This is a genomic window from Streptomyces aurantiogriseus, assembly GCF_014649375.1.
GTDB lineage: Bacteria > Actinomycetota > Actinomycetes > Streptomycetales > Streptomycetaceae > Streptomyces > Streptomyces aurantiogriseus.
The window spans coordinates 88,027-109,081 of the sequence record NZ_BMSX01000030.1 but is presented as its reverse complement, the minus strand read 5'-3'; the positions used below and the strand labels follow the sequence as shown (position 1 = coordinate 109,081).

Genomic DNA, 21,055 nt, shown 5'->3' with positions numbered 1-21,055 from the left:
GAGGTGACCGGTACTAATAGGCCGAGGGCTTGTCCTCAGTTGCTCGCGTCCACTGTGTTAGTTCTGAGGCAACGACCGTTGCCGGCTTTGAGTGAAAACAAGTGAAAAGTGTGCTTGTTCGCTCGAAACCATTAGGGTTTCGGTGGTTATAGCGTGAGGGAAACGCCCGGTTACATTTCGAACCCGGAAGCTAAGCCTTACAGCGCCGATGGTACTGCAGGGGGGACCCTGTGGGAGAGTAGGACGCCGCCGAACAATCTTTGGGAAGGACCCCTGGTCACCAGCGTTCAGCTGGGACCAGGGGTCCTTTTCGTTTTTCCATGGCGCGCCGGGTACCCGACTGCGCGAGAATGACTTGCGGTACCGAAGACAGGAGTCACCATGTCCACCAACTCTCCCGACGACCGACCGGAGCGCGACCAGCGGCGCCGGGACAGTGGGGATCGCGGCGATCGTGGCGGCTTCCGCCGCGACAACGACCGTGGTGGCTACCGTCGGCGTGACGACCGCCGGGACGATCGGGACCGTGGCGACCGCGGAGACCGGGGCGACCGTGGAGAGCGCGGCGGGTTCCGTCGGGATGATCGTCGCGGTGACAACCGTGGTGGTGGCTTCGGTCGGCGTGACGACCGTCGCGAAGGGGACCGGGGTTCTCGTCCGGCGTTCCAGCGGGACGACCGCGATCGTGGATTCCGTCGGGATGACCGTGGGGACCGCGGCGACCGGCCTGCCTTCCGGCGTGACGACGACCGCGGCGGTTATGGCCGGCGTGACGACGACCGCGGCGGTTACGGTCGGCGCGATGACCATCGTGGTGGCTACGGTCGGCGGGACGACCGCCGCGATGACCGTGCCCGTGGGGACCGAGGTGAGCGCGGCGGATTCCGCCGTGACGACCGCCGTGATGATCGGCGCGATGACCGTCGGGACGACCGCCGTGATGATCGGCGCGATGACCGTCGGGACGACCACCGCGGTGGTTACGGCCATCGCGACGACCGAGGTGAGCGCGGTGGCTTCCGCCGTGACGATCGTGGCGGTGACCGGGGTGGGTTCCGTAGGGACGACCGGCGTGACGAGCGGCGGGGCGACGACCGTGGGGACCGCGGTGGCTTCCGCCGGGACGACCGTGGCGGCGACCGGGGTGGGTTCCGTAGGGACTACGTCCGTGATGACCGCCGCGATGGCCGGCGTGACGAGCGGCGTGACGACCGCCGCGATGACCGGCGGGGCGATGACCGTGGGGACCGCGGTGGCTTCCGGCGTGAGGACAGCCGGAGCGGCGAGCGTGCCGGGTACCGCGGGCGGGACGACCGTGGTGGACGCGGGCCCCGCCGTGATGACCGTGGTGGTCGGCCCGGTGGCTTCCGGGGACGTGACGACCGCGGCGGACGTGACGACAGGCGCGGCGGTGGCCGGTTCCGTGACGAGCGGGACCGTGACCGGGACCGGGAGCCGATCAAGCGGCTGCCGATCCCGGAGGACGTCACCGGGGACGAGATTGACAAGGACGTACGGCAGGAGCTGCAGAGTCTGCCCAAGACGCTGGCCGATGACGTCGCGAAGAACCTGGTGATGGTCGCGCGACTCATCGACGAGGACCCCGAGGGGGCCTACGGGTACTCCAGGGTGGCCCTGCGGCTGGCGTCGAGGGTCGCTGCTGTGCGGGAGGCGGCCGGGTTCGCCGCGTATGCCAACCAGAAGTACAGCGAGGCGCTTGCCGAGTTCCGGGCTGCGCGGCGGATGACGGGGACCGTGGACCTGTGGCCCGTCATGGCCGACTGTGAGCGTGGGCTCGGGCGGCCGGAGAAGGCGCTGGACATGGCCGGCGCGCCCGAGGTGCACAAGCTCGACAAGGCCGGACAGGTCGAGATGCGGCTCGTCGCGGCCGGTGCCCGGCGTGACATGGGGCAGCTGGACGCGGCCATCGTGACGCTGCAGAGCCCCGAGCTGGCCTCCAACTCCGTGCAGCCGTGGACCGCGCGGCTGCGGTACGCGTATGCCGACGCGCTGTTGTCCGCCGGGCGGGACAGCGAGGCGCGGGAGTGGTTCGCTAAGGCCGTCGAGGCCGACCGGGACGGCAGCACCGACGCCTCGGACCGGCTGGCCGAGCTGGACGGCGTGGAGTTCGTCGACGCGCTGGACGAGGACACGGTCGACAGTGAGCCGGGCGAGGACAAGGCCGACGGTCAGGACTGACGCGGGTGAATGAGGGGGCGGGATTCCGGTGCCGGGGTCCCGCCCCTTTTGCGTGTGCCGGGTTCAGAGGTCCAGGGCGCGCAGGACCAGGCCGGAGGCCGGCTTCGGGCCGAACGACGTCGACTTGCGGGGCATCGTGACGCCCTGGCGGGCCAGGTCGCGGACGACCTCCTCGCGGACCGGGTGCAGCAGGACCGCCGTACCGCCGTCGCGTTCCGCCTTCTCGACCGTGGCGGCCGTGTCGTGGATGTAGGCGATGCGGGTGGGGTCGTCCTCGGGGATGTGCCAGACGTGGGCGAGGAGCGTGGCGTGCAGGACCGTCGCGTCGAGGGTGCGCCAGGCGGGCGGACGGTCGGTGGGGACCGTGCGGGCGAGGAGGGCCGGGTCGGGGCGGTCCAGGAGGTGGAAGGCGCCGTCGCCGGCCAGCAGGAAGGCGTTGCCCGTGCAGGCCGCGTCCGCCAGGGCGGCGAGCGCCTCCGGCAGCGGCACCTCCAGGCGGCGGACGCGGAACAGGTTCTCGACGGCGGCCAGGGCCTCGGGGACCGGCAGGCCGTGCAGGAGGCGGTGGATGGCGCGGACGCGCAGCGGATAGCGGGCCGTGTCGACGAGGAGGACGAGGCCGTGGTCCCAGGGGCTGGGAGAGGAGTGCTCCGCGCGTAGACGCCGGTACGTCGCCCAGCGGTGGTGGCCGTCGGCGATCAGGGCCTGGTGGTGGGCGAGGTCGGCCTGGACGCGGGCCACCTCGTCGGGGTCGGTGAGCGACCAGAGGCGGTGGCTGAAGCCGTCCTCCGTGGTCGTCGACAGGAGCGGGGGCTGTTCGGCGGTGCGTTCGACGACGTCCGCGGTCGTGTCGTTGCCCCGGTAGGTCAGCAGGAGCGGTTCGAGGTTCGCCGAGGTGGCGCGCATCAGGGCCGCGCGGTCGGCGACGATGTGCGGCATGACGTCCTCATGGGGGAGGACGATGCCCGCCGAGGGTTCGGAGACACGCAGGGTGCCGATGAGGCCGCGCTGGAGCATGCCGTCGGCGTGCCGCTGCTCGTAGACGTACAGGGCGGGTTCGGGGTCGGCCGTGAGGACGCCCTCGGAGAGCCAGCGGCGGAGGGTGGTGGCGGCCTGTTCGTTGCGGGCGCCGGCGGTGGTGGCCTGGGGCAGGATGAGGCGGACGATGTTGTGCGGGTCCGCGTCCTGGAGGTGGTGCAGGCCGTCGGGGCGGACGACGACGTCGTAGGGCGGGGAGGTGACGGCGGCGAGGCTGCCGACCCGGTCGGGGTCGTAGCGCAGGCCTCGGAACGGGGTGAGTTCCAGGCCTCGGGGCGCCGTTGCTTCCGAGTGACCTGCTGTGTTCATCCCGGCATCGTACGTGTGTCAGTGGCATGCGGGATGATCGGGGGAAAGCGGAGCGAACGAGGAGCGATGTGGAATGAGCCAGGGCGTCAGGACGAGGCCCGAGGGCAGTGGGCAGGCCCTGAGCGAGGCGTACGACACGGCGCTGCTCGATCTTGACGGGGTGGTGTACGCGGGCGGGAGCGCCATCGTGCACGCCGTCGAGTCGCTGGCCACGGCCCGTGCGGGCGGGATGCGGCTCGCGTACGTCACCAACAACGCGCTGCGGACGCCCGGGACTGTGGCCGGGCACCTCACCGAGCTGGGCATACCGACCGGGGCGGACGAGGTCATCACCTCGGCTCAGGCGGTGGCCCGGCTGATCAGCGAGCAGGTGCCGGCGGGGGCCCGGGTGCTGGTGATCGGCGGGGAGGGGCTGCGGGTCGCGCTGCGCGAGCGGGGACTCGTACCGGTGGAGTCGGCGGACGACGATCCGGCGGCCGTCGTGCAGGGGTACGGCGGGCCGGACCTGCCGTGGGGGCGGTTCGCCGAGGCGTCCTACGCCGTCGCGCGCGGGGTGCCGTGGTTCGCGTCGAACACCGACCTGACGATTCCCAGTGGGCGCGGGATCGCTCCGGGCAATGGGGCCGCGGTGGAGGTCGTGCGGATCGCGACCGGGGCCGAGCCGCAGGTCGCGGGCAAGCCGTTGCCCCCCATGCACCGGGAGACGATCCTGCGCACGGGCGCCGAGCGGCCGTTGGTGGTGGGGGACCGGCTGGACACGGACATCGAGGGGGCGTTCAACGGGGACGTGGACTCGCTGCTCGTCCTCACCGGTGTGACCGACGGCGCGCAGCTGCTCGCGGCGCCGCCGCAGCACCGGCCGACGTATGTCGACGCCGATCTGCGCGGCATGCTCACCGGGCAGCCGGAGGTCACGGCGGACGGGGGCGGCTTCCGGTGTGGGGGCTGGACGGCGACGGCGGGTGCCGAGCGGCTGGAACTCGAGGGGGACGGCGGCGCCTTGGACGGGCTGCGGGCGTTGTGCGCGGCCGCTTGGACGGTGGCGGGTGCGGGTTCGTGCGCGCTGGATGGGGGGAAGGCGCTCGCTCGGCTGGGGTTGTGAGGCGGCCGGCCACGACGGGCACGTGCCCGTCGCCGTGAACCTGTGAACCCGGCAGTGGCCCGTGACCAGGGAACGAGTCGGGTTGGGAGGGTAGGCTAACCTAACTACGTGTTGGTCGACAGTGTTCCCGAACAGCGCGCGGAAACCGCCCCCGCGCCCCCAACCCGCCGGGCGATACGTTCCGTCGGGCTGCTCGTCTCCGTCGCGGTCCTGCTGCTGGTGGCGGTGGCGAGCATCGCCATCGGGGCCAAGGAACTGTCTCTCGCGCAGGTCTGGCACGGCCTGTTCGAGGACACGGGGACCTACGGTGACGTGGTCGTGGGGGAGCGGCTGTCGCGGACCGTGCTCGGGTTGCTCGTCGGCGCCGCGCTGGGGCTGTCCGGAGCCGTGCTCCAGGCCCTCACGCGCAACCCGCTGGCCGATCCCGGACTGCTCGGCATCAACGCGGGCGCCTCGGCCGCCGTCGTCACCGCCATCACCTACTTCGGCGTCACGAGCCTGAGCGGCTATGTGTGGTTCGCGTTCTTCGGAGCGGCCGCGGTCGGTGCGCTGGTCTGGTTCCTCGGCGGCAGCCGGGGCGCCACGCCGGTGCGGCTCGCGCTGGCCGGCACCGCGATCGCCGCCGCGCTCTTCGGCTATGTCCAGGCCGTGATGATCCTGGACAAGGCGGCGCTCGCCAAGATGCGCTTCTGGACGGTCGGTTCGCTGACCTCCGCGACCGACGAGACGATCTGGCAGGTGCTGCCCTTCCTCGTGGCCGGCACGCTCCTGGCGTTCGTCCTCGCCCGGCCCCTGAACGCCATGGCCATGGGCGACGACACCGCCAAGGCCCTCGGCGCCCACCTCAATCGCACCCGGGCGCTGTCCATGCTCGCCGCCACCGTGCTGTGCGGTGCCGCGACCGCCGCCTGCGGGCCGATCGTGTTCGTCGGGCTGATGGTCCCGCACGTCGTCCGCTCGTTCACGGGCCCCGACCTGCGCTGGATCATGCCGTACGCGGCGATCCTCTCGCCGGTGCTGCTGCTCGGCTCCGATGTGATCGGCCGGGTCGTCGCCCGGCCGTCGGAGGTCCAGGTCGGCATCATCACCGCGATCATCGGCGGCCCGGTCTTCATCTTTCTCGTACGACGGCGGAGGACGGCCCAGCTGTGAAGACCGCATCCCAGACCGCACCGGAGAGGACCACGGAGAGCGCGCCCGCCGTGCGGCGGAGGACCCGTGTGCCCGGTGGTCCGCGTGCCCTGCGCACGCCCGGCGGGCTCTCTCTCCGGCTGGACCTGAGGGCGCTGATCGTCGTCGTCCTGTTGGTCGTCGCCGCACTCGCCGCGAGTGTGGTGCTGATCGGCACCGGCGACTTCCCGATCCCGGCCGGGGACGTGCTGAAGACCCTGGCGGGCGAGGGCACCGTCGCCCAGGAGTTCATCGTCAACGATCTGCGCCTGCCGCGTGTCCTCGTCGGGCTGCTGGTCGGTGCCGCGCTGGGGCTCGGGGGCGCGGTGTTCCAGGCCGTCTCCCGCAATCCGCTGGGCAGTCCGGACGTGCTCGGGCTCGGGCAGGGGGCGACGGCCGGCGCGCTCGTGGTGATCGTGCTGATGTCCGGCAGCGCCAACCAGGTCGCCGTCGGGGCGCTCGTGGGCGGTCTGGTGACCGGCGCCGCCATCTATCTGCTCGCCTGGAAGCGAGGTGTGCACGGCTACCGGCTCGTGCTGGTCGGTATCGGCGTGTCGGCCATCGCGACCGCGGTCAACGGCTATCTCATCACCAAGGCCGACCTCGTCGACGCGGCCCGCGCGGTGGTGTGGATGACCGGCTCGCTCGACGGCCGTGACTGGAAGCAGGTCTGGCCGCTGCTGTGGCTGTGCTGTCTACTCGTCCCGCTGGTCCTCGCCAACGCGCGCGGGCTGCGGATGATGGAGATGGGCGACGACGTCTCCCACGCCCTCGGGGTACGGGTGGAGCGCGTACGGCTGCTGCTGATGGTCTGCGCCGTGCTGCTCACCGCGGCCGCCACCGCCGCCGCCGGCCCCGTCGCCTTCGTGGCGCTCACCGCGCCGCAGCTCGCCCGGCGCCTGACCCGCTCGCCCGGGCCGAACCTCGTGCCCGCCCTGTGCATGGGCGCCGCCCTCCTGGTCACCGCCGACTGGGCCTCGCAGCGGCTCTTCGGCGACGGACAGCTGCCCGTGGGCGTGGTCACCGGCGTGCTCGGTGGCGTCTACCTGCTGTGGCTGCTCGTCACCGAGCGCAGGGCGGGCCGGATATGAAGCCGGGCCGGATCTGCCTCGGGGCCCGGACATGAGCGCCACCACCCGTGTCAGCCACGGGCTGAACAACCAAAGGAGCACCGTGAACCGCCTGTCCGCCGAGAACGTCACCCTCGCCTACGACCAGCGGGTCATCGCCGAACAGCTGTCGGTGGAGATTCCCGACAACTCCTTCACCGTGATCGTCGGCCCCAACGCCTGCGGCAAGTCGACGCTCCTGCGGGCGCTGTCGCGGATGCTGAAGCCGAGCGAGGGCCGGGTGCTCCTCGACGGACAGGTCATCCAGTCGATGCCCGCGAAGAAGGTCGCGCGGACGCTGGGCCTGCTGCCGCAGTCCTCGATCGCGCCCGACGGCATCACCGTCGCCGACCTGGTGGGCCGCGGCCGCTATCCGCACCAGGGCATCCTGCGCCAGTGGTCGACCGAGGACGAGCGGGTCGTCCAGGAGTCCATGGCGCAGACCGGCGTCGCCGAACTCGCCGACCGGTACGTGGACGAGCTGTCCGGCGGTCAGCGTCAGCGCGTGTGGATCGCGATGGCCCTCGCCCAGCAGACCCCGCTGCTGCTGCTCGACGAGCCGACGACGTACCTCGACATCCAGCACCAGATCGACGTCCTCGACCTCTGTGCCGAACTGCACGAGGAGCAGGGCCGCACGCTCGTCGCCGTGTTGCACGACCTCAATCACGCCGCCCGGTACGCCACCCACCTCATCGCGCTGAAGGGCGGCGAGGTCATCGCGCAGGGCGCGCCGAACGACGTCGTCACGGCCGGGCTGGTGGAGGAGGTCTTCGGGCTGCGCTGCCAGGTCATCGACGACCCGGAGACGGGGACGCCGCTGGTGGTGCCGGCGGCGCGCAAGGCGCGGGCGGGTGCGAAGGCCGATGTCGAGAAGGACGCCGAGAAGGTGGCCGCCACGGAAGCCTTCTGAGGCCGGCCGGCCCTCCGGGGTTCACAGCAGCTTCCGGAGCCGGAACAGGTCGCGCAGGCCCGCCTCCAGCTTCACCCGGCCCGAGGCCCAGGCCTTGGCGAAGTTCAGCTCGCCGTCGACCATGGCGACCAGGTCGTCGCCGGTCATCGTCAGCCGGATCTGTGCCTTCTCGCGCGGGGGTCCCTGGAGGGTCTCGTCGACCTCGATGCGGCCGTCGGTGAGGCGGCCGACGAAGGTGACGTCCAGGTCGGTGATGTGGCAGCTCACCGAGCGGTCCATGGCCGCGGCGTCGCGGACGTCGCCCTCGGCGTCCCGCATGTTCTCCGAGAGCTTCTCCAGTGCGGCGCGGCACTCCTCGATCGTGGCCATCGCGCTCGACGGTACCCCAGCGGTTCGCGGTAGCGTCGGGGCATGAGCGACTCTGTGCCCGAGGTGGAAGAAGCCCAGGAGGCGGCGTCGCCGGAGGCGGAGGCCCTCGGTGAGCCCGCGGACGACCCCGCCGCCCCCGCCCCGCTGCACGTGCCCCGCACGCCCACCGGCAACGCCGAGGTGGACGCCCACCTGGAGCGGCTGGCCGACGCCGACCACCTCGCCACGGACGGCCACCTCGAGGTGTACGAGGATGTACACGGGGGGCTGCGCGACGCGCTCACCGCGCTCGACGTCCGCCCGGGACCTCCGGCTCCCACCGGTCACCCGGCCACCACCCCTCAACGAGACCCTTCGGGTCACACCTTTTGATCGTCGTACAGCGGTAGGAGCTGAACAGAACGTGGCAGGAGTCGCACGTCGTCGTCTGGACGCGGAGCTGGTGCGCCGCAAGCTCGCGCGGTCGCGTGAGCACGCCGGCCAGCTGATTGCCGCGGGGCGGGTCACCGTCGGCAAGACCGTCGCGACCAAGCCAGCCACGCAGGTGGAGACCGCGGCGGCCATCGTCGTCGCGGTCGACGACAGCGATCCCGAGTACGTGTCGCGGGGCGGGCACAAGCTCGCCGGCGCACTCGAGGTGTTCGTGCCGCGGGGGCTCGTCGTCGCGGGGCGGCGGGCGCTGGACGCCGGCGCGTCCACCGGGGGTTTCACCGACGTACTGCTGCGGGCGGGGGCCGCCCATGTCGTCGCCGTCGACGTCGGATACGGGCAACTCGCCTGGTCTCTCCAAAGCGATGAACGCGTCACCGTCAAGGACCGTACGAACGTACGCGAGTTGACGCTCGAAGCGATCGATGGGGAGCCAGTGGATCTTGTCGTGGGGGACTTGTCCTTCATTCCGCTCGGGCTGGTGCTGCCGGCCCTGGCGCGGTGCACCAAGCCGGACGCCGACCTGGTGATGATGGTGAAGCCGCAGTTCGAGGTGGGGAAGGAACGGCTGGGCAGCGGGGGCGTCGTACGCAGCCCGCAGCTGCGGGCCGAGGCCGTGCGGGGCGTGGCCGAGAAGGCGTGGGACCTGGGACTCGGGGTGAAGGGTGTCACCGCCAGCCCGCTGCCCGGACCTTCCGGGAACGTCGAGTACTTTCTGTGGCTCCGGGCCGGGGCACCTGCTCTGGACCCGGCCGATGTTGACCGTGCAGTGGCGGAGGGGCCGCGTTGACACAGAACCGAGCTCGTACTGTTTTCCTGCTGGCCCACACGGGACGGCCCGCCGCGATCCGCAGCGCGGAGCTGGTGGTGAAGGGGCTGCTGCGCGAGGGCATCGGGGTGCGCGTCCTGGAGTACGAGGCGCGCGACCTGCCCCTGCCGGACGAGGTGGAGCTGGTCGCCGAGGCCACCCCGCAGTGCCTGGAGGGCTGCGAGCTGCTCATCGTCCTCGGCGGTGACGGCACGCTGCTGCGCGGCGCGGAGTTCGCGCGGGCGTCCGGGGTGCCGATGCTCGGCGTGAACCTCGGGAGTGTCGGCTTCCTGGCCGAGGCCGAGCGCGATGATCTCGACAAGGTCGTCGACCGGGTGGTGACGAAGGCGTACGAGGTCGAGGAGCGGATGACCGTCGATGTCGTCGTGCACCGCAACGGGGACATCGTGCACACGGACTGGGCGCTGAACGAGGCGGCGGTGCAGAAGGCCGGCGCGGAGAAGCTGCTCGAGGTCGTGCTGGAGATCGACGGGCGGCCGGTCACGGGGTTCGGGTGTGACGGGATCGTGCTGTCGACGCCGACCGGGTCCACGGCGTATGCGTTCTCGGCGGGCGGGCCCGTGGTGTGGCCCGAGGTCGAGGCGTTGCTGATGGTGCCGATCAGCGCGCATGCCCTGTTCGCCAAGCCGCTGGTCACCTCGCCGAACTCGGTGCTCGCCGTCGAGTTGCTGCCGCACATTCCGCCGGGGGTCCTGTGGTGTGACGGGCGGCGGACTTTCGAACTGCCTCCGGGGGCCCGGGTCGAGGTGCGGCGCGGGGCGGTGCCCGTGAGGCTGGCTCGCCTGCACCACGCGTCGTTCACCGATCGGCTGGTGGCCAAGTTCGCTCTGCCCGTCGCCGGGTGGCGCGGGGCCAGGCCTTAGCCGCTCGCAGGGGGTGCGGGGGAGGGACGTCCACTCGCCCGGGTGACAGGGTGCCTCGCACTCGGGTGGCCGGACCTCGTATGGTCATGTCCGTGTTGGAGGAGATGCGGATACGGTCGCTCGGAGTCATCGACGACGCGGTCGTCGAGCTGTCGCCCGGATTCACCGCAGTCACGGGTGAGACGGGCGCGGGCAAGACCATGGTGGTCACCAGCCTCGGGCTGCTGTTGGGCGGGCGCGCCGATCCCGCGCTCGTGCGGATCGGCGCCGGCCGGGCGGTCGTGGAGGGACGGATCGCCGTGCCCGCGGACGCCTCGGTGGTCGTCCGGGCCGAGGAGGCCGGGGCCGAGCTCGACGACGGGGCGCTGCTGATCAGCCGTACCGTTTCCGCCGAGGGGCGGTCGCGGGCGCATGTCGGGGGGCGGAGCGTGCCGGTGGGCGTGCTGGCCGACCTCGCCGACGAGCTGGTGGCCGTGCACGGGCAGACCGACCAGCAGGGGCTGCTGAAGCTGTCCCGGCAGCGGCAGGCGCTCGACCGGTACGCCGGGGACGCCGTCGCCGTGCCGCTCGCCAAGTACACGGAGGCGTACCGGCGGCTGCGGGCCGTGTCCGTCGAGCTCGACGAGATCACCACGCGCGCGCGTGAGCGGGCCCAGGAGGCCGACATGCTGCGCTACGGGCTCGAGGAGATCGCGGGCGTGGAGCCGCGCGCCGGGGAGGACGTGGAGCTCGCGGAGGAGGCGGAGCGGCTCGGGCACGCGGAGGCGCTGTCCTCGGCCGCCACGGCCGCTCACGCCGCTCTGGCGGGCAATCCCGAGGACCCCGAGGGCATCGACGCCGCCACGCTCGTCGCGGGCGCTCAGCGGGCCCTGGAGGCCGTGCGGTCGCACGATCCGGCGCTGGCCGCGCTCGCCGACCGGATCGGGGAGATCGGGATCCTGCTCGGTGATGTGGCGGGGGAGCTCGCGGGGTACGCCGACGACCTCGACGCCGATCCGCTGCGGCTGGCGGCCGTCGAGGAGCGGCGGGCCGCGCTCACCGCGCTGACGCGGAAGTACGGCGAGGACGTCGACGCGGTGCTCGCGTGGGCCGAGCGGGGTGCCGCGCGGCTGACCGAACTGGACGGTGACGACGAGCGGATCGACGAGCTGACCGCCGAGCGGGACGCGCTGCGGACCGAACTGGGCGGGCTCGCACAGGCGTTGACGGACGCGCGAACGGAGGCCGCCGAGCGGTTCGCGGCCGCGGTGACCGCCGAGCTCGCCTCGCTGGCGATGCCGCACGCGCGCGTGTCGTTCGAGATCCGGCAGACCGAGGACCCCGACGGCGTGGAGGTCGGCGGACGCACGGTCGCTTACGGGCCGTCCGGCGTCGACGAGGTCGAACTGCTGCTCGCCCCGCACCCGGGCGCACCGCCCCGGCCGATCGCCAAGGGCGCGTCCGGCGGTGAGCTCTCGCGCGTGATGCTGGCCGTCGAGGTCGTGTTCGCGGGGACGGATCCCGTGCCGACGTATCTCTTCGACGAGGTCGACGCGGGTGTGGGCGGCAAGGCCGCGGTCGAGATCGGACGGCGGCTGGCGCGGCTCGCGAAGACCGCGCAGGTCGTCGTGGTCACGCACCTCCCGCAGGTCGCCGCCTTCGCCGACCGGCAGTTGCTGGTCGAGAAGACGAACGACGGGTCGGTGACCCGGTCCGGCGTGAAGGTCCTCGAAGGCGAGGAGCGCATCCGGGAGCTGTCCCGGATGCTCGCCGGCCAGGAGGACTCGGAGACGGCTCGGGCACATGCGGAGGAACTGCTGGCCACGGCACGCGCGGACGCGTAGGGCACCGCCGGCGCGTGCGGGGCGGGACGAGACCCTCGGGGTCGCTCCCGCCCCTCGGCTTTCCCGGGGCCCCACTTGGCCGGTCCCCCTTCGGCCTTCCTTCTCGGGTCGGGGTCCGCATCGCTGGGCGGGGCCTTCGCGGCGATTGGGTGCCGGTGGCCTGGAGCGGCGGGGACGCGCGGTGTGGCTCGGGGTTGCGCGGGGTGGGCTGGGGGCGCACGGAGGCCGCGGGGCCCGTGGGGGCGGTTCGTCCCTCGGCTTTCTCAGGGGCCCGCGTGGCCGGTCCCGTCCCCTCGGCCTTCCCACGGAGCCATGTGGTCGGTGCCGGTCTTCGGTCTGCCTAGGGTGGGCTCATGATCACGAGAAGGGGCAGGAGCGTCGCGTTCGCCGTCGGGGCCGGGCTGACGTGGGCGGGAGTGGCCGTCCTGCGCAAGGCGGCGCCGGGTGGGCGGGAGCGTTGGGAGCGGACGAACTTCGCCGGGCGGACCGTGGAGTTGTATGCCGGGCCCGCCGCAGTGGTCGCGGGCGCGGTGGGAGCGGCCCGTGTGCGGCCCGCCGTCGCGGGGGCCGTGCTGGCCGCCGGGGCCTGTGGGGCGTACGACGACGTCGTCGGCGCCGGTGATGCGCGGCGCGGGTTCCGGGCGCATCTGGGGGCGCTGCGCGAGGGCGAGGTCACCAGCGGGGCGGTCAAGCTGTTCGGGATCTCGGCGGCCGGGCTGGTGGCCGGGGCGCTGCTGAAGGAGCGCCCCCTCGACAAGGTGCTCGCGGGCGTGGTGATCGCCGGGGCCGCGCACTTCGTCAACCTCGTCGACGTACGCCCCGGCAGGGCGGCCGGTGCCGTGCTCGCGCTGAGTGCGCCGGGGCTGCTGCGGGCGGGGGCGGCCGGGGAGCTGTCCGCTGTGTCGGCGGGGGCGGCCGTGGCCGTCCTGCCCGACGATCTCGGGGAGCGCGCGATGCTGGGGGACGCCGGGGCGCACGCACTGGGCGCGTTGCTCGGTGCGGCGGTCGTCGCGGGCAACACGCGCGCAGGCCTGCTCGCGCACGCCGTCGCCCTGGTGGGTGCGGCTGTCTGCGGGGAGCGGGTGAGTGAGGTGGCACGTTCGGCGGGGCGACCGCAGCTCGACGCGCCGATGTGACGGCAATCGAACGGAACCCCGACCTCCTTCACTCGTGTGGGTGATGTGCGGGGCCGTGTTGCCGGGACCCCGGGCGCTCGGCGGCACGGAACACCCGTACGTGCTGGCATCCTTGGCGTAGTACGTGGAGGAATGCGAGCGGTCCACCCCTCCGCCGGCCCCCTCTGTACGTTTCTTCGTGACCGTCCGACGCCGAACCAGGAGCCCCGGCCACGTGAGCAGCCACTCACCGCACGGCCAGTCGCCGCTGCGCACCGTGCAGGTGCTGGGCGGCGGCAACGCCGGCAGCAGCGCGCATGTGCGCTCCCTGGCCGCGGGGCTCGTCGCACGGGGCGTGCGGGTGACGGTGTGCGCCCCCGTCGAGGCGGATCACACCTACGACTTCAGGGGTGCCGGAGCCGAACACGTCCACGTCCCGCGCAGCAGCGACCCCGCGTCCGTGGCGGCGCTGCGAGCGGCCTGCACGGACGTCGACCTCGTCCACGCACACGGGCTGCACGCATCCTTCCGCGCCGTGCTCGCGCTCAGCGGCCGGCGCACGCCGCTCGTCGTCACCTGGCACAACCGGGCGTACGCCGAGGGCGCGCGCGCCCATCTGCTGCGCCTGCTGGAGCGGCGGGTCGCGAAGGCGGCCGCCGTGGTGCTCGGCACGACCTCCGACCTCGTGGACCGTGCGCGCCGGACCGGTGCGCGGGACGCCCGGCTCGCCGCCGTGGCGCTTTCCGGGCCCCGGCCGGCCGCGGAGGACCCCGACCGGCCGCGCCCCAAGATGCGGGCCGAACTCGGCGCGATCGGCCGCCCCTTGCTGATCGCCGTCGGCTCCCTGGAGCGCCACCGCGGCTACGACGTCCTGCTGGACGCCGCGCGCGCGTGGCGCCGACGGGACCCCGCGCCCCTGCTCGTGATCGCGGGCGAGGGATCGCTGCGGGCGGAGCTGCAGCGCCGTATCGAGGACGAAGGGCTGCCCGTCCGGCTCATCGGACGACGGGACGACGTCGGCGAACTGCTGGCCGCCGCCGACCTCGCCCTGCTACCCGGCGGCGAGGAGTCACGGTCGGTCCTGGCGCAGGAGGCCCTCCACGCGCGCGTGCCGCTGGTCGCCGCCCTGGCCGGCGCAGTCCGCGAACTCGTCGGCGACGCGGCCGAACTCGTGCCGCACGGCGACGCACAGGCCCTCTCCGAGGCCGTCGTCCGGCTCCTCGACGACCCCGAACGGTGCGAGCGGCTCCGGGAGTCGGGCACCCGGCAGGCCGCCACCTGGCCGAGTGAGGACGACACCGTCGCCCAGGTCCTCAGCGTCTACGACGAATTGACGCAACCCCTGCCGATGATCTGAGGGGCGGGGCCGTCTTCCGTGAAAGCGGCGGACCTCGTTGTCCCGCTCACGGCACCAGCCGCCGCGCTCGCAGGGCCAGGCTCAACGCCAGTACGGTCTGCGGGTCGTCGAGGTCGGTGCCGAGCAACTCGCCGATGCGAGCGAGGCGGTTGTACAGCGTCTGGCGGTTGAGATGCAGTTCGCGGGCCGTCTCCGCCTTGCGGCCCGCGTGAGCCAGGTAGGTCTCCAGGGTGGGCAGCAGGGGTGGCCTGGAGCGGCGGTCGTGGTCGCGGACCGGGCCGATCGCGCGGTCCACGAAGGCCGCCAGGTCGGGGTGGTCGCGCAGCCGCCACAACAGCAGGTCGATGTCCAGACGACGGGCGTCGTACCACGGGCGGTCCGACAGACCCTGGGCGGCGGTCGCCGTCTCCGCGGCGTGCCGCAGGCCCGCCGAGGCCGCCGCCCAGCCGCCCGCGACCCCGACGACCACGACCGGCGGCTGGGCGCCCGGCCGCTGCATCCCGGCCCGCTCCACGCCGGCCCGCAACGCGGCCGCCACCCGGTCCGCCACCGCCGACCGCTCCGACTCCGAGCGCAGGCCCAGCAGCAGCGGCACGCGGCCCTCCACGGGCCGTACGCCCAGCAGGACCGGCACGCCCAACGACGCCAGCTCCTCCGCGACCGCGCGGGCCAGCACCGCCCAGCCTCCCCCGGGGGACAGCGCGTCGCCGAGGCGCATGACGACCGGCAGCAGCGGACTGCGGCCGGGCTTGAAGCCGAGGACGCGCGCCTGCGCGGGGGCGTCCTCCGCCGCGATCCGCCCCTCGGCGAGGTCGGTCAGGAAGTCGCCCCGGCCGCGCGCCGCCAGCTCCTCCTCCTGGCGCGCCTGCATCAGCACCACCGCCAGGATCCCGGCCGCCCGCTCGGCGGCGATCCGGTGCACCGGAGCGAGGGGGGCGCGCACGGGCAGGAGGACGAGCCGGGCGCGGACGGAACCCGCCCCCGGTCCGCCGCCGGGCACGTCCACCAGTACCGAACCGGCGGGCGGCGGAGCGTCCTTGTGCGGGCCGCGCAGCCCTTCCCACACCTGGAGCGGATCCGCGCCCTCGGGTCCGGCCCCGGCGGCGTACAGCAGCTGCCCGTCGGTCGTCTCCAGGAACACCGGGTTGCCGCTGAAGTCCGCCAGGATCCCCAGCACCTGCGGGATCCCGCCGCCGCCCAGCAGGGCCTCCGTGCAGCGGCGGTGCACCTCCTCCGCCCGCTGGAGCAGGGCGTAGTGGCCGTTGACGATCTCGGTGTGGACCTCCTCGGTCACCGTCACGAACGGCACCTCTCGGTGCAGCTGGACCAGCGGGAGGCCGGTCGCCCGTGCCGTCTCCACCAGGGCCGAGGGCAGGCGCGTGAAGCGCGTACCCAGTTCGATCACCAGGGCCGCGATGCCCCGGTCGGCCAGGGTGCGGACGAACGCCCGCTGTTCCGCCGGACGGGTGCCGAGGCCGTAACCCGTGGTCAGCAGCAGCTCGCCGCCCTTCAGCAGGGAGGCGATGTTCGGGACCTCGCCCGCGTGCACCCAGCGCACGGTGCGGCCCAGCCGGTCCGCGCCCGCGAGGACCTCCGGCAGCCCGCTGCGCAGCCCGGGCAGCTCCAGCGCGCGCTGCACGGTGATGCCGGCGGCCTGGCTGTCGAATCGATGGTCCGTGCGGCTGTCCATGCAGCGGACGCTACCTGCGGAGACGTTCCGGCAACATCTCCGCGCGGCTCCGCGCGGTGACGGGGCGATCTCCGAGGTGCCGCGGCCGACGTCGCGTCGCCCCGCGCGCCACGATGGCCCGCCGTGCGCCACGCGATGGCCCGCCGTATCACCGCCGTGGGCGCCCTCCTCTTCCGCCGCGGATTTCGCGCCGGGTTAGGGCGCCACCGGTCGGGTAGCGGCGGGCCATGGAGATGAGTGTGGTCGCTGTGGCACGTGAGGACGACAGCCCGGTCGACGAGCCGCTGCGGGTCGCGGCGCTCGCCGATCGGCTCGGCTACCGGGAGGTGTGGGCGGGGGAGGGGCCGACCTGGGATGCGTTCGTGCTCGCGGCCGCGCTGGCGCGGGTCACCGAGCGGGCCGCGCTGACGGCCGGTCCCGTCCCGGTGTCGGTGCGCGACCCGCTGACCATCGCCCGGGGTGCCGCGTCGGTCGCGGCCGTCACCGGACGGGCGGTCGGCGTGGCGCTGGGCACCTCCAGCAAGCGGGTGGTCGAGGGCGTGCACGGCAGGCCGCGGACCCGACCCGCCACCGTCCTGACGGAGACGGCGGCGGCCGTACGCGACCTGCTGCACGGGGCGCCGGGCGAACCGATCGTGCCCGGCAGCACCTTCCGGCGCCGCCTGCCACCGCCCGGCGGACCGCTCACCGTCGCCGCGTTCGGGGACCGTGCGATCGCCGCGGCCGCCGCGCACGCCGACCGCATGCTGCTCGACCTCGTCTCCCCGCAGCAGGTGCGCGACCTGCGCGCCAAACTGCTCACGGCGGCCGAGAAGGCGGGCCGTACACCGCCCACGCTCGCCGCCTGGCTGCCGGCCGCCGTCGACCCGGACCCCGCGTCGCTCGCGCAGATGCTGGGCAGCATCGCGGGCTACCTGACGGTGCCGGGGTACGCCGACGTCTTCGTCGAGGCCGGTTTCGGCGAGGCCGTCGAACTGGCCGCCTCCGGCGCCGACCGCGCGACCCTGGTCCGCGCCCTGCCCGCCGAGGCGGCGGCCACAGTCGGCCTGGTCGGCGACGCCGGCACCGTACGCGCCCGGATCTACGCCTACGCCGAGGCAGGCCTCGACGAGATCGCCCTCGTCCCGGCGACGGCCGGCGATCCGGCGGGGGAGCGGACGCTGACGGCGCTCAGGCCGGGGTGACGTCGGGGCGGGGGGCGCCCTCGTGCCGCGGAGCCGGTGATGCGGCGGGGTGCGGAGCTGTCGATGGTCAGGTCGGCTTGATGTTGTGGTTGAAGCGGAAGACGTTGTCCGGGTCGTACCGCCGCTTCAGGTCCGCCAGGCGGCGGGTGTTCTCGGCGCCCAGGCCCGCCACCACGCGCTCCGTGCCCTCGTCGCCGATGAAGTTGAGGTAGACCGCGCCGGTGCTCCACGGGCGGACGTCGGCACGGACGTCGCGCACCCATTGGACGCACCGCTCGTCCTCGGCCGGGTCCTCCCAGACCGCGAAGGGGTGCACCGTCCACGGCGCGTCCCGGTACGGCACGGGAAACTCGTGCGGCCCGTCGGCGATCGCGCCGCCCTGCGGGAACAGCAGATGCTGGGTGTGGGACGGCACGGGCATCGAGCCCGCGCGGGCGCAGAAGACGTCCACGAAGTCGTCGGGCGCGTCCGTCAGGTACTCCGCCGACCAGTAGTTCCGCAGGCCGGGCGGATCGTCGAACATGCGCTGTAGCTGGACGTACGGCATCGTCCCGACGACCTCCCCCTCGTGCGGCAGTGCCAGCAGCGGCTCGGCGAGCTTGCGCAGGTCGTCCTCGGCCCCGGCGTACGTCAGCAGCACCGCGCACAGCAGTGTGCCCACCAGGTGCGGTGGCACGAACTCCTCTGGCGGGCCGGTGAGATGGATGACGCCGCCCGCCGCCTCCACCGGGCCGACCTTGATCAGTTCACGGAACGTCCGGACGGCCTCGGGGCCCTGCTCGGGGTGGTACAGCACCAGCGCGAGGGAGAACTCGGGCAGCTCGTACAGCTTGAGGGTGAGCGCGGTGGCGATGCCGAAGTTGCCGCCGCCGCCGTGCAGGGCCCAGAACAGGTCCGGGTTCTCGTCGGCGTTGGCGTGGATCCGGTCGCCGTCGGCGGTGACCAGTTCGACGCCGAGCAGATTGTCGACGGCGAGACCGCAGCAGCGGTCCAGCCAGCCGGTGCCGCCACCCAGGACGAAGCCGCCCACGCCGGTGGTCGAGGCCCGCCCGCCGGTGGTGGCGAGGCCGTACGGCTGGGTGGCCCGGTCCAGGTCGCTCATCGTGGCGCCGCCTGCGAGCCGTACCGCCTCGGCCGCGGGATCGACCGTGACCGCGCGCAGATGGCGCAGGTCGACCACCAGTCCGTTGTCGTTCAGCGCCATCCCCGCCACGCTGTGCCCGCCGCCGCGCACCGCGACGTGCAGATCGAGGTCCCGGGCGAAGCGCACGGAACGCACGACATCGGCCTCGTCCACGCACTGCGCGATCACTGCCGGACGCCGGTCGATCATGCCGTTGTGGACGGTCCGGGCCTCGTCGTACCCCGGATCCGCCGGGGCGAACACATCACCGGAGAGATCCTCGCGCAACGCGGCAAGGGCCGCGCCCGCCTTCGATCGGGAAGCCATCGGGCGCCCCCCTTCGTGCAGGGGCTGATGGCTTCCACCCTAGGCGCGCGCGGCCCGACGGTCCTGTTCGGGAAGGGTGGCCTCAGCCGCCGTAGGCCCCCGACGCCGTCAGCCGCAGGGCCGTGTCGATCAGCGGCACGTGGCTGAAGGCCTGCGGGAAGTTGCCGACCTGGCGTTGCAGGCGCGGGTCCCACTCCTCGGCGAGGAGGCCGAGGTCGTTGCGCAGGGACAGTAGCTTCTCGAAGAGCCTGCGGGCCTCGTCGACGCGGCCGATCATCGCGAGGTCGTCCGCCATCCAGAACGAGCAGGCCAGGAAGGCACCCTCGTCGCCGGGGAGGCCGTCGACGCCCTCGTGATCCCCTTGCGTCGGGTAGCGCAGGATGAAGCCGTCCGGCGTGGACAGCTCCCGCTGGATCGCCTCGATGGTGCCGATCACACGCTTGTCGTCCGGGGGCAGGAAGCCCATCTGCGGGATGAGCAGCAGGGACGCGTCCAGCTCCTTCGAGCCGTAGGACTGTGTGAAGGTGTTGCGCTCCTTGTCGTAGCCCTTCTCGCACACGTCCCGGTGGATGTCGTCGCGCAGCTCGCGCCACTTCTCCAGCGGGCCGTCCGCGTCACCGGACTCGATGAGCTTGATCGTGCGGTCCACCGCGACCCAGGCCATGACCTTGGAGTGCACGAAGTGGCGGCGCGGGCCGCGCACCTCCCAGATGCCCTCGTCCGGCTCGTCCCAGTGGTCCTCCAGGTAGCGGATCAGCTTCAGCTGGAGCAGGGAGGCGTAGTCGTTGCGGGCCAGGCCGGTCATGTGGCCCAGGTGCAGGGCCTCGGTGACCTCGCCGTACACGTCCAGCTGGAGCTGGTGCGCGGCGCCGTTGCCGACCCGGACCGGGGCGGAGTTCTCGTAGCCGGGCAGCCAGTCCAGCTCGGCCTCGCCCAGCTCGCGCTCGCCCGCGATGCCGTACATGATCTGCAGGTTCTCGGGGTCGCCCGCGACCGCCCGCAGCAGCCACTCGCGCCAAGCGCGGGCCTCCTCGCGGTAGCCGGTGCGCAGCAGCGAGGACAGGGTGATCGCCGCGTCGCGCAGCCAGGTGTAGCGGTAGTCCCAGTTGCGGACGCCGCCGATGTCCTCGGGGAGGGAGGTGGTGGGGGCCGCCACGATGCCGCCGGTGGGGGCGTAGGTCAGCGCCTTCAGCGTGATCAGCGAGCGGATCACGGCCTCGCGGTAGGGCCCGTGGTACGTACAGTGCTCGACCCACTCGCGCCAGAACTCCTCCGTCGCCTCCAGCGACTGCTCCGGCTCCGGCAGCGGCGGCGGCTCCTTGTGCGAGGGCTGCCAGGAAATGGTGAAGGCGATGCGGTCACCGGGGGCGACCGTGAAGTCGGCGTACGTCGTCAGCGACTTGCCGTAGGTCTCGCAGTCGGTGTCGAACCACACCGAGTCCGGGCCGGCGACGGCGACCGTGCGCCCTTCGTGCTTGTGCACCCACGGCACGACCCGGCCGTACGAGAAGCGCATGCGCAGGGCGGAGCGCATGGGGACACGGCCCGAGACGCCCTCGACGATGCGGATCAGCTGCGGGGCGCCGTCACGCGGGGGCATGAAGTCGGTCACCCGGACCGTGCCGCGCGGGGTGTCCCACTCGGACTCCAGGATCAGCGAGTCGCCGCGGTAGGAGCGCCGGGCCGCGGTGGGCGGCTGCTGGTCGGAGGCGTAGGCGGGGCCGAGCCGCCAGAAGCCGTGCTCCTCGTTGCCCAGCAGACCGGCGAAGATCGCGTGCGAGTCGAAGCGGGGCAGGCACAGCCAGTCCACTGTCCCGTCACGGCAGACCAGGGCAGCGGTCTGCATGTCTCCGATGAGTGCGTAGTCTTCGATGCGCCCGGCCACGTGCAACTCCAGTCGAACGGCCACGTCACCCCGCTGGGGGGCTTTCGCTAATGCGGTCAAGGGGTCTTTGTCATACGTCGTTGAGCTTTGAAGGAAAGCAGTCGCTCAGCCGTGTTGGCAAAACGCCAATTCTTGCTCAACGAACTGACGAGCTCTCGTTGTTCCGGTGGATACGGACGGGGGTGGTGCCGTGTTCGGCCGGCCGGGCTCGGCAGCGAGTG

General features: G+C 73.0%; 18 protein-coding genes and 1 rRNA gene. 14 read left to right on the top strand and 5 right to left on the bottom strand.

Translation table 11 applies throughout. The features are described from left to right. The first annotated feature begins 138 nt into the window (after positions 1 to 138). The 3 genes from rrf (at position 139) to IE263_RS48115 (ending at position 2,199) form a co-directional block, all read left to right on the top strand. Positions 139 to 255 (top strand): 5S ribosomal RNA (gene rrf / locus IE263_RS41815). Between the two features lie 229 nt (positions 256 to 484). After that, positions 485 to 1,576, top strand: coding sequence for a hypothetical protein (locus tag IE263_RS48120; RefSeq protein WP_194517079.1), 1,092 nt, complete (start codon positions 485 to 487; stop codon positions 1,574 to 1,576). Beyond that, on the top strand, positions 1,468 to 2,199 hold the full coding sequence (locus IE263_RS48115; RefSeq protein WP_194517076.1) for a tetratricopeptide repeat protein: 732 nt from the start codon (positions 1,468 to 1,470) through the stop codon (positions 2,197 to 2,199). The genes IE263_RS48120 and IE263_RS48115 overlap by 109 nt, the downstream gene beginning before the upstream one ends. Before the next feature lie 63 nt (positions 2,200 to 2,262). Here the strand turns inward: IE263_RS48115 and IE263_RS41805 are convergent, their stop codons facing one another. Next, entirely contained in the window at positions 2,263 to 3,546 is a 1,284-nt protein-coding gene (locus IE263_RS41805; protein ID WP_189943349.1) for a DUF1015 domain-containing protein, read from the bottom strand. A gap of 73 nt (positions 3,547 to 3,619) precedes the next feature. Between IE263_RS41805 and IE263_RS41800 the strand changes: the two genes are divergently transcribed. The 4 genes from IE263_RS41800 to IE263_RS41785 all read left to right on the top strand — a co-directional run bounded on the left by IE263_RS41800 (position 3,620) and on the right by IE263_RS41785 (position 7,840). Further along, the gene (locus IE263_RS41800; RefSeq protein WP_189943348.1) at positions 3,620 to 4,648 is read left to right on the top strand and encodes an HAD hydrolase-like protein; all 1,029 of its coding nucleotides are present in this window, start codon (positions 3,620 to 3,622) and stop codon (positions 4,646 to 4,648) included. Between the two features lie 108 nt (positions 4,649 to 4,756). Beyond that, positions 4,757 to 5,800 carry a FecCD family ABC transporter permease gene (locus IE263_RS41795; RefSeq protein WP_189943347.1) on the top strand — a complete coding sequence of 348 codons (1,044 nt, stop codon included), beginning with the start codon at positions 4,757 to 4,759 and terminating at the stop codon, positions 5,798 to 5,800. Between the two features lie 50 nt (positions 5,801 to 5,850). Beyond that, complete coding sequence (locus IE263_RS41790; protein WP_189943354.1) at positions 5,851 to 6,909, top strand: FecCD family ABC transporter permease; 1,059 nt, start codon at positions 5,851 to 5,853, stop codon at positions 6,907 to 6,909. A gap of 31 nt (positions 6,910 to 6,940) precedes the next feature. Next, positions 6,941 to 7,840 carry an ABC transporter ATP-binding protein gene (locus tag IE263_RS41785; protein ID WP_189943346.1) on the top strand — a complete coding sequence of 300 codons (900 nt, stop codon included), beginning with the start codon at positions 6,941 to 6,943 and terminating at the stop codon, positions 7,838 to 7,840. A gap of 21 nt (positions 7,841 to 7,861) precedes the next feature. On the opposite strand, the gene IE263_RS41780 is transcribed toward IE263_RS41785, so the two are convergent. After that, entirely contained in the window at positions 7,862 to 8,209 is a 348-nt protein-coding gene (locus IE263_RS41780) for an SCP2 sterol-binding domain-containing protein (RefSeq protein WP_189943345.1), read from the bottom strand. Between the two features lie 42 nt (positions 8,210 to 8,251). Here IE263_RS41780 and IE263_RS41775 point away from each other — a divergent pair, with 42 nt between their 5' ends. The 6 genes from IE263_RS41775 (at position 8,252) to IE263_RS41750 (ending at position 14,625) form a co-directional block, all read left to right on the top strand. Further along, entirely contained in the window at positions 8,252 to 8,581 is a 330-nt protein-coding gene (locus tag IE263_RS41775; RefSeq protein WP_189943344.1) for a hypothetical protein, read from the top strand. 31 nt (positions 8,582 to 8,612) lie between these two features. Next, entirely contained in the window at positions 8,613 to 9,428 is an 816-nt protein-coding gene (locus IE263_RS41770; protein ID WP_189943343.1) for a TlyA family RNA methyltransferase, read from the top strand. Then, positions 9,425 to 10,330 (top strand): NAD kinase, encoded by a 906-nt coding sequence (locus IE263_RS41765; protein ID WP_189943342.1) that lies wholly within the window; start codon positions 9,425 to 9,427, stop codon positions 10,328 to 10,330. The genes IE263_RS41770 and IE263_RS41765 overlap by 4 nt, the downstream gene beginning before the upstream one ends. A gap of 80 nt (positions 10,331 to 10,410) precedes the next feature. Next, complete coding sequence (recN, locus tag IE263_RS41760; protein WP_189943353.1) at positions 10,411 to 12,153, top strand: DNA repair protein RecN; 1,743 nt, start codon at positions 10,411 to 10,413, stop codon at positions 12,151 to 12,153. Between the two features lie 353 nt (positions 12,154 to 12,506). Next, complete coding sequence (locus tag IE263_RS41755) at positions 12,507 to 13,289, top strand: hypothetical protein (protein WP_189943341.1); 783 nt, start codon at positions 12,507 to 12,509, stop codon at positions 13,287 to 13,289. Positions 13,290 to 13,503: 214 nt separating this feature from the next. Continuing rightward, positions 13,504 to 14,625, top strand: coding sequence for a glycosyltransferase family 4 protein (locus IE263_RS41750; protein WP_229911458.1), 1,122 nt, complete (start codon positions 13,504 to 13,506; stop codon positions 14,623 to 14,625). 46 nt (positions 14,626 to 14,671) lie between these two features. Here the strand turns inward: IE263_RS41750 and IE263_RS41745 are convergent, their stop codons facing one another. Beyond that, a complete protein-coding gene (locus IE263_RS41745; protein ID WP_189943339.1) occupies positions 14,672 to 16,315 on the bottom strand; it encodes a PucR family transcriptional regulator in 1,644 nt (547 codons plus the stop codon). 227 nt (positions 16,316 to 16,542) lie between these two features. On the opposite strand from IE263_RS41745, the gene IE263_RS41740 reads away from it, so the two are divergent. Further along, positions 16,543 to 17,499, top strand: a complete 957-nt coding sequence (locus tag IE263_RS41740; protein ID WP_189943338.1) for an LLM class F420-dependent oxidoreductase — start codon at positions 16,543 to 16,545, stop codon at positions 17,497 to 17,499. A 67-nt stretch (positions 17,500 to 17,566) separates the two neighbouring features. Here IE263_RS41740 and IE263_RS41735 read toward each other — a convergent pair whose 3' ends face one another. Beyond that, positions 17,567 to 18,949 (bottom strand): FAD-binding oxidoreductase, encoded by a 1,383-nt coding sequence (locus IE263_RS41735; protein WP_189943337.1) that lies wholly within the window; start codon positions 18,947 to 18,949, stop codon positions 17,567 to 17,569. Between the two features lie 82 nt (positions 18,950 to 19,031). Beyond that, positions 19,032 to 20,834: a glycoside hydrolase family 15 protein gene (locus tag IE263_RS41730; protein WP_189943336.1), complete on the bottom strand. Its 1,803-nt coding sequence runs from the start codon at positions 20,832 to 20,834 to the stop codon at positions 19,032 to 19,034. Positions 20,835 to 21,055 lie beyond the last annotated feature (221 nt).

What these genes read in the sequence shown, in the direction of transcription:
- IE263_RS41805 (WP_189943349.1), bottom strand. Translation starts at nt 3,546, where the DNA reads ATGAACACAGCAGGTCACTCGGAAGCAACGGCGCCCCGAGGCCTGGAA.
- IE263_RS41800 (WP_189943348.1), top strand. Translation starts at nt 3,620, where the DNA reads ATGAGCCAGGGCGTCAGGACGAGGCCCGAGGGCAGTGGGCAGGCCCTG.
- IE263_RS41785 (WP_189943346.1), top strand. Translation starts at nt 6,941, where the DNA reads ATGAGCGCCACCACCCGTGTCAGCCACGGGCTGAACAACCAAAGGAGC.
- IE263_RS41780 (WP_189943345.1), bottom strand. Translation starts at nt 8,209, where the DNA reads ATGGCCACGATCGAGGAGTGCCGCGCCGCACTGGAGAAGCTCTCGGAG.
- IE263_RS41775 (WP_189943344.1), top strand. Translation starts at nt 8,252, where the DNA reads ATGAGCGACTCTGTGCCCGAGGTGGAAGAAGCCCAGGAGGCGGCGTCG.
- recN (WP_189943353.1), top strand. Translation starts at nt 10,411, where the DNA reads ATGGTCATGTCCGTGTTGGAGGAGATGCGGATACGGTCGCTCGGAGTC.
- IE263_RS41755 (WP_189943341.1), top strand. Translation starts at nt 12,507, where the DNA reads ATGATCACGAGAAGGGGCAGGAGCGTCGCGTTCGCCGTCGGGGCCGGG.
- IE263_RS41745 (WP_189943339.1), bottom strand. Translation starts at nt 16,315, where the DNA reads ATGGACAGCCGCACGGACCATCGATTCGACAGCCAGGCCGCCGGCATC.
- IE263_RS41740 (WP_189943338.1), top strand. Translation starts at nt 16,543, where the DNA reads ATGGAGATGAGTGTGGTCGCTGTGGCACGTGAGGACGACAGCCCGGTC.
- IE263_RS41735 (WP_189943337.1), bottom strand. Translation starts at nt 18,949, where the DNA reads ATGGCTTCCCGATCGAAGGCGGGCGCGGCCCTTGCCGCGTTGCGCGAG.